Here is a 13,106-nt window from a genome sequence, read left to right on the forward strand (position 1 = left end):
AAAATTGAATCTTCTCAATGAATTGCGAGGGTTAGTTCAGGCCAGCCTTATCGAGGCCATAGGCTTTGTCGGCCGTGCCGGGCACGGTCTTGAAGCCGACATTGACGCGGTTCCAGGCATTGATGGCCATGACGACGAAGGTCAGGTCGGAGATTTCCTTCTCCGAAAGCTGGCCGCGAACCCGTTCGTAGATCTCGTCGGGAACGCCGCCCTCGGGAAGTTTCGTCAGGGCTTCGGTCCAGGCAAGGGCTGCGCGCTCGCGGGGGATGAACAGGTTCGATTCCCGCCAGATGGCGACGTGATAGATCCGCAGCTCGCTCTCGCCATGGATCTTTGCCTGCTTCACATGCATGTCGAGGCAAAAGCCGCATCCATTGATCTGCGAAGCCCGGATTTCGACCAGGGCCTGCAGCTTCTCGTCGATCACGCTGCTCCTCAGCGCCATGCTGAATTCCATGAATTTCTTGAAAAGCTCGGGGGACTGCTGGGCGTAGTTCAATCGCTGGGTCATGTCTTTCTCCTCTAATTAAGGATATTTAATATCCTTATGGATAGAAGATATCCTTAATCTCTGGACTGTAAAGCCATTCTCGCTTAGTCTGGCGGCATAAAGCCTATGCGCAAAAGTATGAGGGGGCTGTCATGGATATCGTTTCGGCATTGCGGACCTTTCAGCGCGTCGTGGAGACGGGCTCGTTTTCAGCCGCCGCGCATGATCTCGACGTGACCCAGCCGGCGGTCTCGCGGCAGGTCGCGGCACTCGAAGGCCATTTCAACACGCGCCTCCTGCATCGCACGACGAGCGGCCTGTCGCTGACGGCCGAAGGGGAACGGATGCTGCCGATGGCGCTGAGGATTCTCGAAGCGGTGGAGGAGCTCGGCGATGCCGCCGGATCGGATGGAGCGATCGCTTCGGGCAAGGTCAGACTCAGCGTTCCCGCACCGCTCGGCCTCTATCTCAGCGAGCGGCTGGGCGATCTTCTCGCTGCCCATCCGAAGCTCTCGGCCGAGCTGCTCTTCAGGGAGCAGAGCTCGGACATGATCGAGGAGCGCCTGGACCTCGAAGTGCGCCTTGGCCCGGTCGCCGACAGCAGCCTCGTCTGCCGGCGGATCGGCTGGACGACGGCCTTCCTCGTCGCGTCTCCCGCCTATCTCGCACGCAGGGCGGCGCCGTGCGCCCCGAAGGACATCAAGGACCATGAATGCCTGTGCTACAGCAGGGCAGGCGAGGCCAACATATGGTCCTTCTCGAACGGCTCGGAGGACATGACCGTCCGGATCTCGCCGCGGCTGACCGCCTGCAACGCGGTCGCCATTCACAGGGCGGCCCTTGCCGGCGCGGGGCTTGCGGTGCTCTCCCACATCATCGCCATGCCCGATATCGCCGCCGGCCGGCTGATCCCGGTGATGAAGGATTTCCAGCCGAGCCGGCTGCCGGTCACCGTCGTCTATCCCTCGCGACGCAACATGCCGCTGCGCGTCAAGACTGTTCTGGATTTTCTGATGGATGCGATGGGGCAGGACCCGTCCATGTGCGCAAGCGGCTGAGCGCCGGGATCTGCCGCCATCGGCCGTGCCGCGTCAGTTTCCGCCTTGCCTAAGTCAGGCGAATCCTGCCAAGTCGTCTGATCATGCAATTTGCGCCGCAACAAGACGAAGCCCTCAAGGCTGTTTCGAAATGGCTGAACGAAGGGCGCTCGCCGCTTTTTCGCCTGTTCGGCTATGCCGGAACGGGCAAGACCACGCTTGCCCGGCATTTTGCCGAGAATGTCGACGGCGACGTGCTGTTTGCCGCCTTCACCGGCAAGGCCGCGCAGGTGCTGCGCTCGCGCGGCGCCTCCAACGCCAAGACGATCCATTCGCTGATCTACCGCCCGCGCGGCGAGGAAGCGGTGGAGGACGAGGAAACCGGCAAGACCTCGATCGCGCCGATGTTTTCGATCAACCGGCAGAGCCCGGTCGCGAAAGCCGCGCTGATCATCGTCGACGAATGCTCGATGGTGGACGAGGCGCTCGGCAAGGACCTGATGAGCTTCGGCACGCCGATCCTGGTGCTCGGTGATCCCGGTCAGCTGCCGCCGGTTTCGGGCGGCGGCTACTTCACCAACCAGGATCCGGATTATCTGCTGACCGATATCCACCGGCAGGCGCGCGACAATCCGATCATCAAGCTCGCCATGCAGGTGCGTGAAGGCAATGAGATCATGTATGGCGACTACGGCACGGCCAAGGTGATCTCGAAGAGCGAGGTAACGCAGGACCTCGTGATGAAAGCCGACCAGGTGCTTGTCGGCACCAACCGGACGCGGCGGCGCTACAATCAGCGCCTGCGCGAATTGAAGGGTTTCAGCGCCGATTATCCGCAGACCGGCGACAAGCTCGTCTGCCTCCGCAACGATCCGGCCAAGGGCCTGCTCAACGGCTCGCTTTGGCAGGTGATGACCTCTTCCAAGGAAACGACGAAGCCCGGCATCAACCTGCTCGTCCGTCCCGAAGACGACGACATGGACCGCGGGGCGGCCAAGATCAAGCTGCTCAAACAGGCCTTCGAAGATGTCGAGGGCGAGATCCCCTGGAACACGCGCAAGCGTTATGACGAGTTCGACTACGGTTATGCGCTCACCGTTCACAAGGCGCAGGGCTCGCAGTGGAACGACGTCGTGCTGTTCGACGAGAGCTGGGCTTTTCGCGACACGCGGGAGCGATGGCTCTATACCGCGATCACGCGCGCGGCGGAGACGCTGACGATCGTGCGTTGATCCCGGTTGGGGATGGGGACGGGGACGGTGGCGGCCGTCGGGGGCGTCAGGCCTGCACGATGCCGAGCAGGACGGCCTTGGCGATTGCCTGGAAGCGGTTGTTGGCGCGGAATTTCAGGATGATTCCGGCTTCGAGATCCCTGGTCTCGTCGTGCTTCAGGTCGAGCGCCCGGGCGATGCGCTGGGTGGAATAGCCCTCGGCCATCAGTTCCAGACAGCGAAGCTCCCGTGGAGTGAGGCTGGAACTGTCCTGATTGTCGTTGAGCGGCGTCATCTCCATGCTGCCGTCGAAATCCAGGAGGTCGCCGACCTGCTGGAGCTGGCGGTGCAGCGTCGACATTTCGGCCGTCAGCTCGCGCTTGCGTACCTGCAGGGCTTCGCGGAACATCGATTCGGCCCGTTCCTGCGAATCGGCCTTGCGAAGCTCGTCCATCAATTCCTGGATGACGGCGATCGGCATGCCCGTCTCGCGGCAGACGGTGATGACGGCCATGCGCATCACGTCGTCCTCTCCGTAGACCCGCATCAGGCCGATGCGATTGGCCGAGATCAATCCCTTCTCTTCGTAGAAATGCAGTGTCCTGTGCGTGACGCCGAATGCGTTTGCCATATCGGCAATTGGCACGGGACCATCAGGCAGATCCGGCGGCAGCGCGGCCGAAGGCAGAAACCGGTATCTGGACCGGGCCTCCGAAGCGATACCGGCGGTAGCAAACAGGCGTTTGGAACCGTCTGGCATGAACCCTCCTAGGGCATGTTGTTGCACCTCATGCGGTTTGCCAGTTGCTTCCCGGTCGCGGCGAGTGGGGTTTTCCTCTGAGCGTTCTGGTATGGGAAAAGAAGCAGTACGCGGCCTACGTTTACGCGACACAATGTCCACGTTATGCGTGAACGATCTTTTTTATAAGTGCTAAAAATAATCTCTTTTAAATGGGATAGCAACGTGACGGCATGTTTTGCAGGCTTTGCGTGACGGGCCGCCGCAAAAGCACGCGCCGCGCCGGCGCATCCGTCGGGCTTCTTCCAAGGCGACGGAACTACTATTTACGGTACTATGCTGTACTGCAATGCCGATCCATCAGCGATCGGTATCGCATCCATCTGCGATTCTCGTTGGCCATCGCCGGGCACTTGGCTTAAAAGCGGGGCCTCCCGTTTTCCGAGACCGATGGATCATCCGCCATGCCAGCCAAGCTCTCCGTCAACCTCAATGCCGTCGCCATGCTGCGCAACCGGCGCGATCTGCCCTGGCCGAGCGTCGAAGCGCTCGGGCGGATCGCCCTTGTCGCGGGCGCCAGCGGCCTGACGGTGCATCCGCGCCCCGACCAGCGCCACATCAGATTTTCCGACCTTCCCGTCATCCGCAACCTGATCGACGACGAATTCCCGAAGGCCGAGTTCAACATCGAGGGTTATCCCACGGAGGAATTCCTCGAACTCTGCGCGGGTGCCGCGCCCGAGCAGGTGACGCTGGTGCCGGACGATCCTTCGCAGGCGACCTCCGATCACGGCTGGGATTTCCGCAAACACCAGGCGTTCCTCACCGATGTCGTCGCGCGGCTGAAGAAGATGGGATGCCGGGTCTCGCTCTTTGCCGACGGCGATGGCGACGCGGAAGCAGTCAAGATCGCCAAGGCGGTCGGCGCCGACCGGATCGAACTTTACACCGGTCCCTATGGCGGCTGCTACGACGCGCCGGAGCGGGCCGCGCCGATCCTCGAAGCGCTGGGGAAGACGGCGGATGTGGCGCTGGCGATCGGCCTTGGCGTCAATGCCGGGCATGATCTGACGGTGGCGAACCTGCCTGATCTGGTGAAGCGTATTCCGGATCTCGCTGAAGTCTCGATCGGCCATGGGCTGACTGCGGATGCGCTGGAATACGGCATGGCGGAAACGGTGCGGCGGTTCTGCAGGGCTTGTGGGCAGAAGGTTTGAGAGAGGTCGTTACCTCAGTTTTTGACCGGAATCGAGACATGACGTTTCTGGCCGTAGGCGCAGTATACGTATCGGGTCTTCCGCGCCCAAGGACTTGGGCGCACTGGATTCCTGTGACAAGCACAGGAATGAGGGAGAGTAAATTAAGCGCCTTCGGCAGAATTTTCCGTTGCCATTGAGGCAACAGGTGATGGGAAGTCCTAGCTCTCCTCCCTCATTCCTGTGCTCGTCACAGGAATCCAGCCACGGCGCGTCTGCGCCGTGAGTGACTCATCTGATGTGACGGGGGTAGTGCCCAGGATCGGAGTTGCTCCTCCATGCAACAAGGCAGGGAGGAGCAAAGGACTCAATGGCCAGAATTACCCGGAGCCGTCAGCGCAGCCTTGTGCGCCACGAAGAAATCCTTCAGCGGCTGTTGCTGCTTGCCCGTCAGCTTGGCGAAGTCTCCGGTGACGATCGCGAATTTGCCGGCGCGGGTGTTGGCGTCGGCGGAGACCAGCATGTCGGCGATGAAGCCGGGGAGGCCGGCGCCGCGGATGCCCTGGCCGAGCTGCTCGTCCGTGACGTCGACCACGTCGAGCGGCTTGCCTGATGCTTCGGAGACGGCGGCGGCGATCTGCCGGTTGCTCAGCAGCTCGGTGCCGGTCAGCGTATAGGTGATGCTTTCGGAGGCGCCGGCGGCAAGGGCCGCGGCGATCGCCAGGGCGCAGTCGTCACGCGAGATGGTCGCGATCTTGCCGTCGCCGGTGGCGGTGTACCATTTGCCGCCCTGCAGGTTGTGCGGCATCGCGTGCAGGTAATTGTCGTGATACCAGGCATTGCGGAAGATCGTATAGGCGACGCCGCTTGCCTTGACGGCGTTTTCGCTGCCGAGGTGATCGGGCGCGAAGACGACGAGCGAATCGTCGGGCGCCGGCATCGAGGTGTAGGCGATGTGCTTGACGCCTGCCTTGGCGGCAGCGGCGACGGCAGCCTTGTGCTGGACGAGACGCTTGCCGGGAGTGTCGAGCGCATCGGTGCTGATGATCAGCAGCCGGTCGATGCCGGCGAAAGCCTTCTCCAGGCCGGCCGCGTCATCGAAATCGGCCTTGCGGGTGACGACGCCCTTGTCTGCGAGAGCGGAGAGCTTCTCGGGGCTGCGCGTTGCCGCGACGATCCTGCCGGGGGCGACCTTGTAGGTCTCGATGAGGTGATGGATGACACGCTGGCCGAGCTGTCCGGCGGCGCCGGTGACCAGGATGGTTTCGCTCATACGTCATTTCCTTCTGCGTTTAATGGTGGTCTCAAAAAGAGACTAACACTAGAATAGGAATTGACTTCGCGGTGTAAAGGAGGCAGTTTTTCGGCTGCAAGTTACCAAAAGGGAACCAGCAGATGAGCGGCGAGGTCCTCAGCCTCAAGAACAGGATGCCGGGAATGCGGCGCGAAATCGATCTCGCCGGCCTCGATTTTTCCAACTGCCCGGTCCGGGACATGATGCAGCATATCGGCGGCAAATGGTCGACGCTGCTGCTCGAGGTGCTGGCGGCGCAGCCTTGCCGGTTCGGCGAGTTGCGGCGCCTGCTCCCCGATATCTCGCAGCGCATGCTGACGCAGACGCTGCGCGACCTGCAGAGGGACGGTTATGTCAACCGCGAAGTGTTCCCGACCAAGCCGCCGAGCGTCGAATATTCGATGACCGATCTCGGCCGCTCGCTCTACCAGCCGCTGTCGCAGCTTCTGAACTGGGCGGAGATGAATCACGAAGCGGTGCGTGACGCCCGCCTGCGCTTCGATTCCGACAACAGTTAGAGTGGCTTTCTGCCGCGCCCTTCCGTCAGGAACAGCAGGAAGGCGAGCGCCGGGAAGGCGAAGCCGATCCAGGCGGTCATCGTCCAGCCGCCGGTGGCATAGGCCCAGCCGCCGAGCGCCGAGCCGAGCGCGCCGCCGGCAAAGAAGGTGGCCATGAAGAGACCGTTCAGCCGGCTGCGGTGTTCCGGGTTCAAGCCATAGATGGCACGCTGGCCGCAGACGAGATTGGTCGTGACGCCGAAATCGAGCGCGATCGCGGCCACGGTCAGAAGGATCAGGGCGGTGAGCGAGCCGTCGCTTGCGAAATGGCTGATCAGGAAGGAGGCCATGCCGAGCAGCATGGCGATGGTCGAGGCGATCTTGGTCATGCCGCGATCGGCAAGCCGGCCGGCAATGGGCGAGGCGATGGCGCCGGCAGCACCCGCAAGCGCGAAGAGGGCGATGCCGTTCTGCGTCAGGCCGAAGGCCGGGCTTGCGAGCAGCAGCGGCGTCGTCGTCCAGAACAGGCTGAAGGCGCCGAACATGCCGGCCTGGTAGAGCGCCCGGCGCTGCAGCACGCGCGAGGTCAGCGCCAGATGCGCCATCGAGGCGAGCAGTTCGCCATAACCGAGCTTCGTCTTCGGCAGGCGGACCGGCAGGTTGGCGCGCAGGACGGCGGCGAGCACGAGCATCAGCGCCGCCGTGACGTAATAGACCATGTGCCAGGACGAGGCTTCGGCGACGAAGCTTGCGAAGGGCCGCGCCAGCATGATGCCGCAGAGCAGGCCGCTCATGACATTGCCGACGACCTGGCCGCGTTTGGCATCCGGCGCCATGTTGGCGGCGAAGGGCACGAGCACCTGAACGGCGACCGACGATAGGCCGATGCAGAGCGAGGCGGTGAGGAAGGCGGCCGGTGTCGAAGACAGTGCGGCGCCGATCAGCGCGACGGCCGAGACTGAAATCAGCAGCAGCACGAGACGGCGGTTTTCCGTGAGGTCGCCGAGCGGCACGATCAGCAGCAGGCCGAGGCCGTAGCCGATCTGCGTCAGCGTCACGATCAGGCCGGTGGCGGCAGGGGAAAAGCCGAGTTCGGCACTGATCGGGCCGGCAAGAGGCTGGCCGTAATAGAGATTGGCGGCCACCAGCCCGCAGGCGGCGGCGAAAAGGAAGGTGAGCCAGGGAGATAACGCTCTTGGAATGGCCTTGTCAGTCGCGGCGGCTGAAATGCTCATCGGAAACTCCGGTATTCAAAGATTGGGAGGAATGATTTCAAATCGTATTGCTGCCGGCCACCCGTTTCCCGAGGGCGTCACGTCACCAGCTTCATCGCGGCTTCGGCTGCGGCGGCCATTTCCTCGCCGCTGCGCCCCGTCTTGCCGATGACGCGCATGCCCTTGGTCAGGCAGAGAAGCGCAAGTGCGGCAGCCGCGCTGTCGATATCGGCGGAAATCGAGCCGTCGGACTGGCCGAGGCGGATCAGGTCGGCGAGCAGCGTCTCATCGGTCATGAAGGCGGTGGCGACGCGTTCGGCCGCCTCGCTGTCGAAGAGGGCGAGATCGCCGGCGCTGCCGACGACGAGGCAGCCCTGCCTGCCGGTCTCACCGTGGGAGGAGGCGGCGAAGAAGGAGACGAGTGCTGCGAGCTTGTCGCGGCCGGTTTCGGCGCGGGCGAGTTCGGTATCGAGCAGGCCACGGCGCACGGCGCGGTAGCGGTCGAAGGCGGCGAGGAAGATACCGCGCTTATCCCCGAAGGCCTTGTAGACGCTGCCGGAGGCAAGGCCCATGGCTTCGGTGAGTTCGCTGATCGAGGCGGCATGATAGCCGCGCTCGGAAAAGACGCGAAGGGCGGCGTCGAGCGCCGCCTCCACGTCGAATTCGCGTGGGCGGCCGCGTCCGCGAGGGCTTGCGTCGGTTGAAGGGGGCGCAATGATCATGTCGCAGAATTAGGAAATGTTCGTTTCCAAATCAAGCGAAATTTCTGCGATGCAGCAAATCAGAGCGTGAGAACCCAGTTTTGGCCGTTCGCCTCGGGGCCGAACATCTTATGTCTCTCCTCGGAGACAAGACGGAAGCCAGCCTTGAGGTAGATGGCGCGGGCAGTCTCCAGCATGTCGTTGGTCCAGAGCGAAAGCTCGCGATAGCCCTTCTGCCGGGCGAAACGGATGCATTCGTCGACCAGCAGCTTGCCGAGGCCGAGACCGCGGGCTGCCTTGTCGACATAGAGCAGGCGCAGCTTGGCGATGCCGTCGCCGCCATTGGTGACGAGGATCGAGCCGACATTGACGCCGCCGCGTTCGGCGATCCAGCAATATTCGAGCGCCGGATCGAAATTGGCGAGGAACTTTCCGGCGACCTCGGCGACCAGCGCCTCGAAGCGCAGGTCCCAGCCATATTCCTCGGTATAGAAGCGGCTCTGGCTCTGGACGATCCAGCCGATATCGCCGGCGCGGTGGGCGCGGATGATGGCGGGCGCCGGTTTTGCCGTGGGATCGAGCAGGGCGCGGATCGTGCTCATGGCACGTACCGCCGCCTCCGGCTCACCGATCGCGAGCGTGTCGAAACGAGCGGCGATCTGCGCATTGGCGCGCCGGCCGAGTTCCTCGAATTGTTTTCGTCCCCGGTCGGTGACAGCGATGACCTGGCTGCGCAGATCGGCCGGATCGGGACTGGTTTCGATCAGCTCCTCGGCGCGGAAACGTTTGAGGATGCGGCTGAGATAGGCCGGATCGAGATGCAGGTCGCGGGCAAGTGCCGTGGCGCTGACGCCGTCATGCGAGCCGATCTCGAAAAGGATGCGGGCATCGGTCAGCGTATAGGGGGAGTCGAGATAGGCCTTGTTCAAGAGGCCGAGGAAATTCGTGTAGAAGCGGTTGAAATCGCGGGCGGTTTCGATGAGGGCGATGTCGGACATGATGATCTCCAAAGGGAGATCTCGCTAGGTTGGTGACAAGGCCCGCCAACTCCTCTTTCGTCATGCTCGGGCTTGTCCCGAGCATCTGCCTTCGGTCGATAGGGCAGCAGATCCTCGGCACAAGGCCGAGGATGACGTCGAGCAAGGATGAGGCTTGCCGACAAGCCGACAAAGATCTCCTGATAGAGACCTTTCTCATGTATTTAGTTGACTGAGTCAACTAAATTGTCAGGCAGCTTCCTCTTCCGCGTCTTCCTCCGCGCCAAGGGCGAATTCCACCGCGGCCCGGGCATGGATCGTCGTGGTGTCGAAGCCCGGCAGCGGCAGGCGGTTGGGGTCGAGGATCAGGCAGATCTCGGTGCAGCCGAGGATGATGCTGTCGGCGCCGTGCTCCATGGCGCGGTCGATGATGTCGATCAGCTTTTCGCGCGAGCTGTCGTGCACCCTGCCGGCGCAGAGCTCGTTGAAGATGATGTCGTGCACGGTGGTGCGGTCGGTGGCGTCGGGCACCATGATGTCGATGCCATGGCCCTTCATGCGGTCGGCGTAAAAGCCGTGCTCCATCGTGTAGCGGGTGGCAAGCAGCAGCGGCCGCTTGCGGCCGGCTGCATGCAGCGATTTCGCCGTCTCGTCAATGATGTGGATCAGCGGTACGGAAATCTTCGCCGCGACCTCATCGGCGATCAGGTGCATGGTGTTGGTGCAGATGAGGACGCAGCCGGCACCGGCGATCTGCAGGCGCAAGGCCACGTCGGCGAGACGGCGGGCGGCGCCATCCCAGTCGCCGGCCTTCTGAAGAGCGACGATCTCCTCGAAATTGACCGAATGCAGGATGAGCTCGGCCGAGGCGAGGCCGCCCTTGCGGGCGCGCACCATCTCGTTGACCAGGCGGTAATAGACCGCCGAACTTTCGAAACTCATGCCGCCGATCAGGCCGATCGTTTCCATCTCTTCATGCTCCCATGTTTCAACTCTCGAAAATGATGCCGCAATGCCGGCGCGGTGTGTTTGCGTTGTTTGTCCTTTGGGTGATGTATGTGCTATGAATTTGCGCAGTTTGATGAAATCGCGCAAATGCAGCGCGCATGCTGGGCTTCACACGATGCTTGATGATCGCGATAGACGGATTCTCGACACGCTGCAAAGGGATGCGGGCATCTCCGTGACCGATCTTGCCGAGCGCGTGGCGCTTTCCGTCTCGGCCTGCTCGCGGCGCATCCAGCGGCTGGAGGAGAGCGGCCATATCGCCCGGCGCATCGTCGTGCTCGACCGCGAGAGGATGGGCGTGCCGACGACGGTCTTCGCGCTGGTCAAGACGGCGCATCATTCCGACGAATGGACGGAGAGCTTCCGCAGGATCATCGCCGACATTCCCGAGATCGTCGAGGCGCACCGGCTGACCGGCAACCACGATTACATCCTGAAGATCGTCCTGCCGCGCGTCGAGCATTACGACGTGATCTACAAGCAGATCGTGCGCAAGCTGGAGCTCTTCGACGTCTCGGCGTCGATCTCCATGGAAGAATTGAAGCATGGAATGGCGATACCCGTGGGTTACGCCAGGTGAAGAGTGCCACGCCGGAAAAACAAGGTTGGATTGCGGGAAAGCCGATCGTCCTCAGCGCCATCGACAGCGATTAATTTATCTCGATACGGAACGTTTTTCGATATATTATGTTCACCTTTGGTTCAGGAGGAGGGGAGGATATTCCTCCTCTTGGAGGAAGAGGAGAACAGTCATGAGAAAGCTGAGCGTCGTCGCGTTATGCTTGATCATGGGTGCCCCCGGCATCACGCCGGCTCAGGCGTTTCCGGCGATCAACCCACCCAGGATCGAAGCGCAGCAGCAGATAGAGCATGTGCAATGGCGTGGCCGAGGCGGCCACTGGGGTGGCGGCTATTACCGAGGCGGATATCACGGCCATCATCACAATGGATCTGGCTGGGGCTGGGCTCTCGGCGGTCTGGCCGTCGGCACCATCATCGGCGGCGCGCTGGCGCAGCCCTATTACGGCTCGTATTACGGTTCACCCTACGGCTATTACGGCTCGCCCTACCGCTACTATGGCTCGCCGTATCGCTATTATGGCGGATATTATGGCCGGCCCTATCGGGCCTATGCATCGTCTGCCTATTATGGAAGAAGCCACGAAAGCTGGTGCTATGCCCGCTACCGCTCGTACCGGGCCTACGACAATACCTTCCAGCCCTATCATGGCCCCCGCCGCCAGTGCGTCGGTCCCTATTGATCGGCACTGACGTATCCGCGCTGTGAACTGGTTCCAGGCCGCCCAACGTCTTGCACGCCGTTGGACGGCCGTTTTCGGCTGCGATCGGCGCAGGGGAGGCATGCCGAAACAGCGGTTGCAACCTTCGCGGCGAAGGCCAAATTGGCTTTTGGCAAAATGGCGCAGAAGGGGCAGGTCATGAGCGATCATCATGTCGTCGTTGTCGGCGGCGGTTTCGGCGGGCTGCAGCTCGTCAACGGGTTGAAGGGCGCAGGCGTGAGGATCACGCTCGTCGACCGGCGCAATCATCATCTCTTCCAGCCGCTGCTCTATCAGGTGGCGACGACCATTCTTTCCACCTCGGAAATCGCCTGGCCGATCCGTCGCCTCTATGCCGACCGGCCCGACGTGACCGTGCTGCTCGGCGAGGTCGCTGATGTCGACAGCGGCGCGAAGACGGTCTCGTTACGCAACGGCATGACTCTGGGGTACGACACGCTGGTGCTGGCGACCGGGGCGACGCATGCCTATTTCGGCCATGACGAATGGGAGCCGGTGGCGCCCGGCCTGAAGACGCTGGAGGATGCGACGACGATCCGCCGGCGCGTGCTCCTTGCCTTCGAGAAGGCGGAGATGGAGGCCGATCCCGCTGTGCGCGACGCGCTGCTCACCTTCACCATCGTCGGCGCCGGGCCGACCGGTGTCGAGCTTGCCGGCATCATCGCCGAGCTCGCGCATTTCACCTTGCCGAAGGAGTTCCGCAACATCGATACGCGCAAGACCCGCGTCGTGCTGGTCGAGGCCGGCCCGCGCGTGCTGCCGACCTTCGCCGAGGAGCTTTCGGCCTATGCGCAACAGGCGCTGGAGAAACTCGGCGTCGAGGTGCTTCTCGGCAAGCCGGTGACGGAGTGCGGCGCTGACGGCGTCAGGATCGGCGAGACCTTCATCCCGAGCCGCACCATCGTCTGGGCGGCCGGCGTCACCGCTTCGCCGGCCGCCCGCTGGCTTGACGTGCCGGCCGACAGGGCAGGGCGCGTGGTCGTCGAAAAGGATCTGAGCGCGCCCGGCCTGCCGGATGTCTTCGTCGTCGGCGACACCGCCTCGGTCCTGCGCGAGGATGGCAAGCCGGTGCCGGGCATCGCGCCCGCCGCCAAGCAGCAGGGCGGCTACGTCGCCAAGGTCATCCGCGCGCGCCTCTCGGGCAAACCGGCGCCCGCGCCTTTCCGCTACCGACACCAGGGCAGTCTCGCAACGATCGGCCAGAGTGCGGCGATCATCGATTTCGGCCGGATCAAACTCAAGGGCTGGATCGCCTGGTGGATCTGGGGCATTGCCCATATCTACTTCCTGATCGGCACCCGCTCGCGCTTCTCCGTCGCCTGGAGCTGGCTGTGGATCTACTTGAGCGGCCAGCACAGCGCCCGGCTGATCACGCAGCGAGAGACGATGCGGGAGGAGGGGTAGGGTGCGTCTTGGGGCAGATCGCGGATAGTGGGAGAGG

Annotated in this window: 14 protein-coding genes; 7 read left to right on the top strand and 7 right to left on the bottom strand. The window is 62.9% G+C overall.

Going from position 1 to position 13,106, the window contains the following annotated elements; genetic code table 11:
* Positions 1-31 precede the first annotated feature (31 nt).
* Positions 32-511, bottom strand: a complete 480-nt coding sequence (locus ATY78_RS15880; protein ID WP_064682658.1) for a carboxymuconolactone decarboxylase family protein — start codon at positions 509-511, stop codon at positions 32-34.
* 131 nt (positions 512-642) lie between these two features.
* On the opposite strand from ATY78_RS15880, the gene ATY78_RS15885 reads away from it, so the two are divergent.
* Entirely contained in the window at positions 643-1,548 is a 906-nt protein-coding gene (locus ATY78_RS15885) for a LysR family transcriptional regulator (RefSeq protein ID WP_088683278.1), read from the top strand.
* An 83-nt stretch (positions 1,549-1,631) separates the two neighbouring features.
* The gene (locus ATY78_RS15890; RefSeq protein ID WP_088683279.1) at positions 1,632-2,759 is read left to right on the top strand and encodes an ATP-dependent RecD-like DNA helicase; all 1,128 of its coding nucleotides are present in this window, start codon (positions 1,632-1,634) and stop codon (positions 2,757-2,759) included.
* A gap of 46 nt (positions 2,760-2,805) precedes the next feature.
* Here ATY78_RS15890 and ATY78_RS15895 read toward each other — a convergent pair whose 3' ends face one another.
* Positions 2,806-3,498, bottom strand: a complete 693-nt coding sequence (locus ATY78_RS15895) for a MerR family transcriptional regulator (protein WP_088683280.1) — start codon at positions 3,496-3,498, stop codon at positions 2,806-2,808.
* 443 nt (positions 3,499-3,941) lie between these two features.
* On the opposite strand from ATY78_RS15895, the gene ATY78_RS15900 reads away from it, so the two are divergent.
* The gene (locus tag ATY78_RS15900; protein WP_088683281.1) at positions 3,942-4,694 is read left to right on the top strand and encodes a pyridoxine 5'-phosphate synthase; all 753 of its coding nucleotides are present in this window, start codon (positions 3,942-3,944) and stop codon (positions 4,692-4,694) included.
* Between the two features lie 346 nt (positions 4,695-5,040).
* Here the strand turns inward: ATY78_RS15900 and ATY78_RS15905 are convergent, their stop codons facing one another.
* Entirely contained in the window at positions 5,041-5,946 is a 906-nt protein-coding gene (locus ATY78_RS15905; RefSeq protein ID WP_088683282.1) for an SDR family oxidoreductase, read from the bottom strand.
* A 122-nt stretch (positions 5,947-6,068) separates the two neighbouring features.
* Between ATY78_RS15905 and ATY78_RS15910 the strand changes: the two genes are divergently transcribed.
* Entirely contained in the window at positions 6,069-6,485 is a 417-nt protein-coding gene (locus ATY78_RS15910) for a helix-turn-helix domain-containing protein (protein WP_088683283.1), read from the top strand.
* On the opposite strand, the gene ATY78_RS15915 is transcribed toward ATY78_RS15910, so the two are convergent.
* The 4 genes from ATY78_RS15915 to ATY78_RS15935 form a co-directional block, all read right to left on the bottom strand.
* The gene (locus ATY78_RS15915) at positions 6,482-7,699 is read right to left on the bottom strand and encodes an MFS transporter (RefSeq protein WP_088683284.1); all 1,218 of its coding nucleotides are present in this window, start codon (positions 7,697-7,699) and stop codon (positions 6,482-6,484) included. The genes ATY78_RS15910 and ATY78_RS15915 overlap by 4 nt on opposite strands.
* A 77-nt stretch (positions 7,700-7,776) precedes the next feature.
* Positions 7,777-8,400, bottom strand: a complete 624-nt coding sequence (locus ATY78_RS15920; RefSeq protein WP_088683285.1) for a TetR/AcrR family transcriptional regulator — start codon at positions 8,398-8,400, stop codon at positions 7,777-7,779.
* 59 nt (positions 8,401-8,459) lie between these two features.
* Entirely contained in the window at positions 8,460-9,377 is a 918-nt protein-coding gene (locus ATY78_RS15925; protein WP_088683322.1) for a helix-turn-helix domain-containing GNAT family N-acetyltransferase, read from the bottom strand.
* 228 nt (positions 9,378-9,605) lie between these two features.
* Positions 9,606-10,325: an aspartate/glutamate racemase family protein gene (locus ATY78_RS15935; RefSeq protein ID WP_088683287.1), complete on the bottom strand. Its 720-nt coding sequence runs from the start codon at positions 10,323-10,325 to the stop codon at positions 9,606-9,608.
* A gap of 154 nt (positions 10,326-10,479) precedes the next feature.
* On the opposite strand from ATY78_RS15935, the gene ATY78_RS15940 reads away from it, so the two are divergent.
* The 3 genes from ATY78_RS15940 (at position 10,480) to ATY78_RS15950 (ending at position 13,069) form a co-directional block, all read left to right on the top strand.
* The gene (locus ATY78_RS15940) at positions 10,480-10,944 is read left to right on the top strand and encodes an Lrp/AsnC family transcriptional regulator (protein ID WP_088683323.1); all 465 of its coding nucleotides are present in this window, start codon (positions 10,480-10,482) and stop codon (positions 10,942-10,944) included.
* 172 nt (positions 10,945-11,116) lie between these two features.
* Positions 11,117-11,626 (top strand): BA14K family protein, encoded by a 510-nt coding sequence (locus tag ATY78_RS15945; RefSeq protein ID WP_088683288.1) that lies wholly within the window; start codon positions 11,117-11,119, stop codon positions 11,624-11,626.
* A gap of 177 nt (positions 11,627-11,803) precedes the next feature.
* Positions 11,804-13,069, top strand: coding sequence for an NAD(P)/FAD-dependent oxidoreductase (locus tag ATY78_RS15950; protein WP_088683324.1), 1,266 nt, complete (start codon positions 11,804-11,806; stop codon positions 13,067-13,069).
* The last annotated feature ends 37 nt before the right edge of the window (positions 13,070-13,106 follow it).

The organism is Rhizobium sp. R635, from assembly GCF_002211285.1.
Taxonomy (GTDB): Bacteria; Pseudomonadota; Alphaproteobacteria; order Rhizobiales; family Rhizobiaceae; genus Rhizobium.

Coding starts and splice junctions, on each gene's coding strand:
- ATY78_RS15945 (WP_088683288.1), top strand. CDS start 11,117: ATGAGAAAGCTGAGCGTCGTCGCGTTATGCTTGATCATGGGTGCCCCC.
- ATY78_RS15890 (WP_088683279.1), top strand. CDS start 1,632: ATGCAATTTGCGCCGCAACAAGACGAAGCCCTCAAGGCTGTTTCGAAA.
- ATY78_RS15905 (WP_088683282.1), bottom strand. CDS start 5,946: ATGAGCGAAACCATCCTGGTCACCGGCGCCGCCGGACAGCTCGGCCAG.
- ATY78_RS15880 (WP_064682658.1), bottom strand. CDS start 511: ATGACCCAGCGATTGAACTACGCCCAGCAGTCCCCCGAGCTTTTCAAG.
- ATY78_RS15920 (WP_088683285.1), bottom strand. CDS start 8,400: ATGATCATTGCGCCCCCTTCAACCGACGCAAGCCCTCGCGGACGCGGC.
- ATY78_RS15910 (WP_088683283.1), top strand. CDS start 6,069: ATGAGCGGCGAGGTCCTCAGCCTCAAGAACAGGATGCCGGGAATGCGG.
- ATY78_RS15950 (WP_088683324.1), top strand. CDS start 11,804: ATGAGCGATCATCATGTCGTCGTTGTCGGCGGCGGTTTCGGCGGGCTG.
- ATY78_RS15900 (WP_088683281.1), top strand. CDS start 3,942: ATGCCAGCCAAGCTCTCCGTCAACCTCAATGCCGTCGCCATGCTGCGC.
- ATY78_RS15895 (WP_088683280.1), bottom strand. CDS start 3,498: ATGCCAGACGGTTCCAAACGCCTGTTTGCTACCGCCGGTATCGCTTCG.
- ATY78_RS15940 (WP_088683323.1), top strand. CDS start 10,480: ATGCTTGATGATCGCGATAGACGGATTCTCGACACGCTGCAAAGGGAT.
- ATY78_RS15885 (WP_088683278.1), top strand. CDS start 643: ATGGATATCGTTTCGGCATTGCGGACCTTTCAGCGCGTCGTGGAGACG.
- ATY78_RS15925 (WP_088683322.1), bottom strand. CDS start 9,377: ATGTCCGACATCGCCCTCATCGAAACCGCCCGCGATTTCAACCGCTTC.
- ATY78_RS15935 (WP_088683287.1), bottom strand. CDS start 10,325: ATGGAAACGATCGGCCTGATCGGCGGCATGAGTTTCGAAAGTTCGGCG.
- ATY78_RS15915 (WP_088683284.1), bottom strand. CDS start 7,699: ATGAGCATTTCAGCCGCCGCGACTGACAAGGCCATTCCAAGAGCGTTA.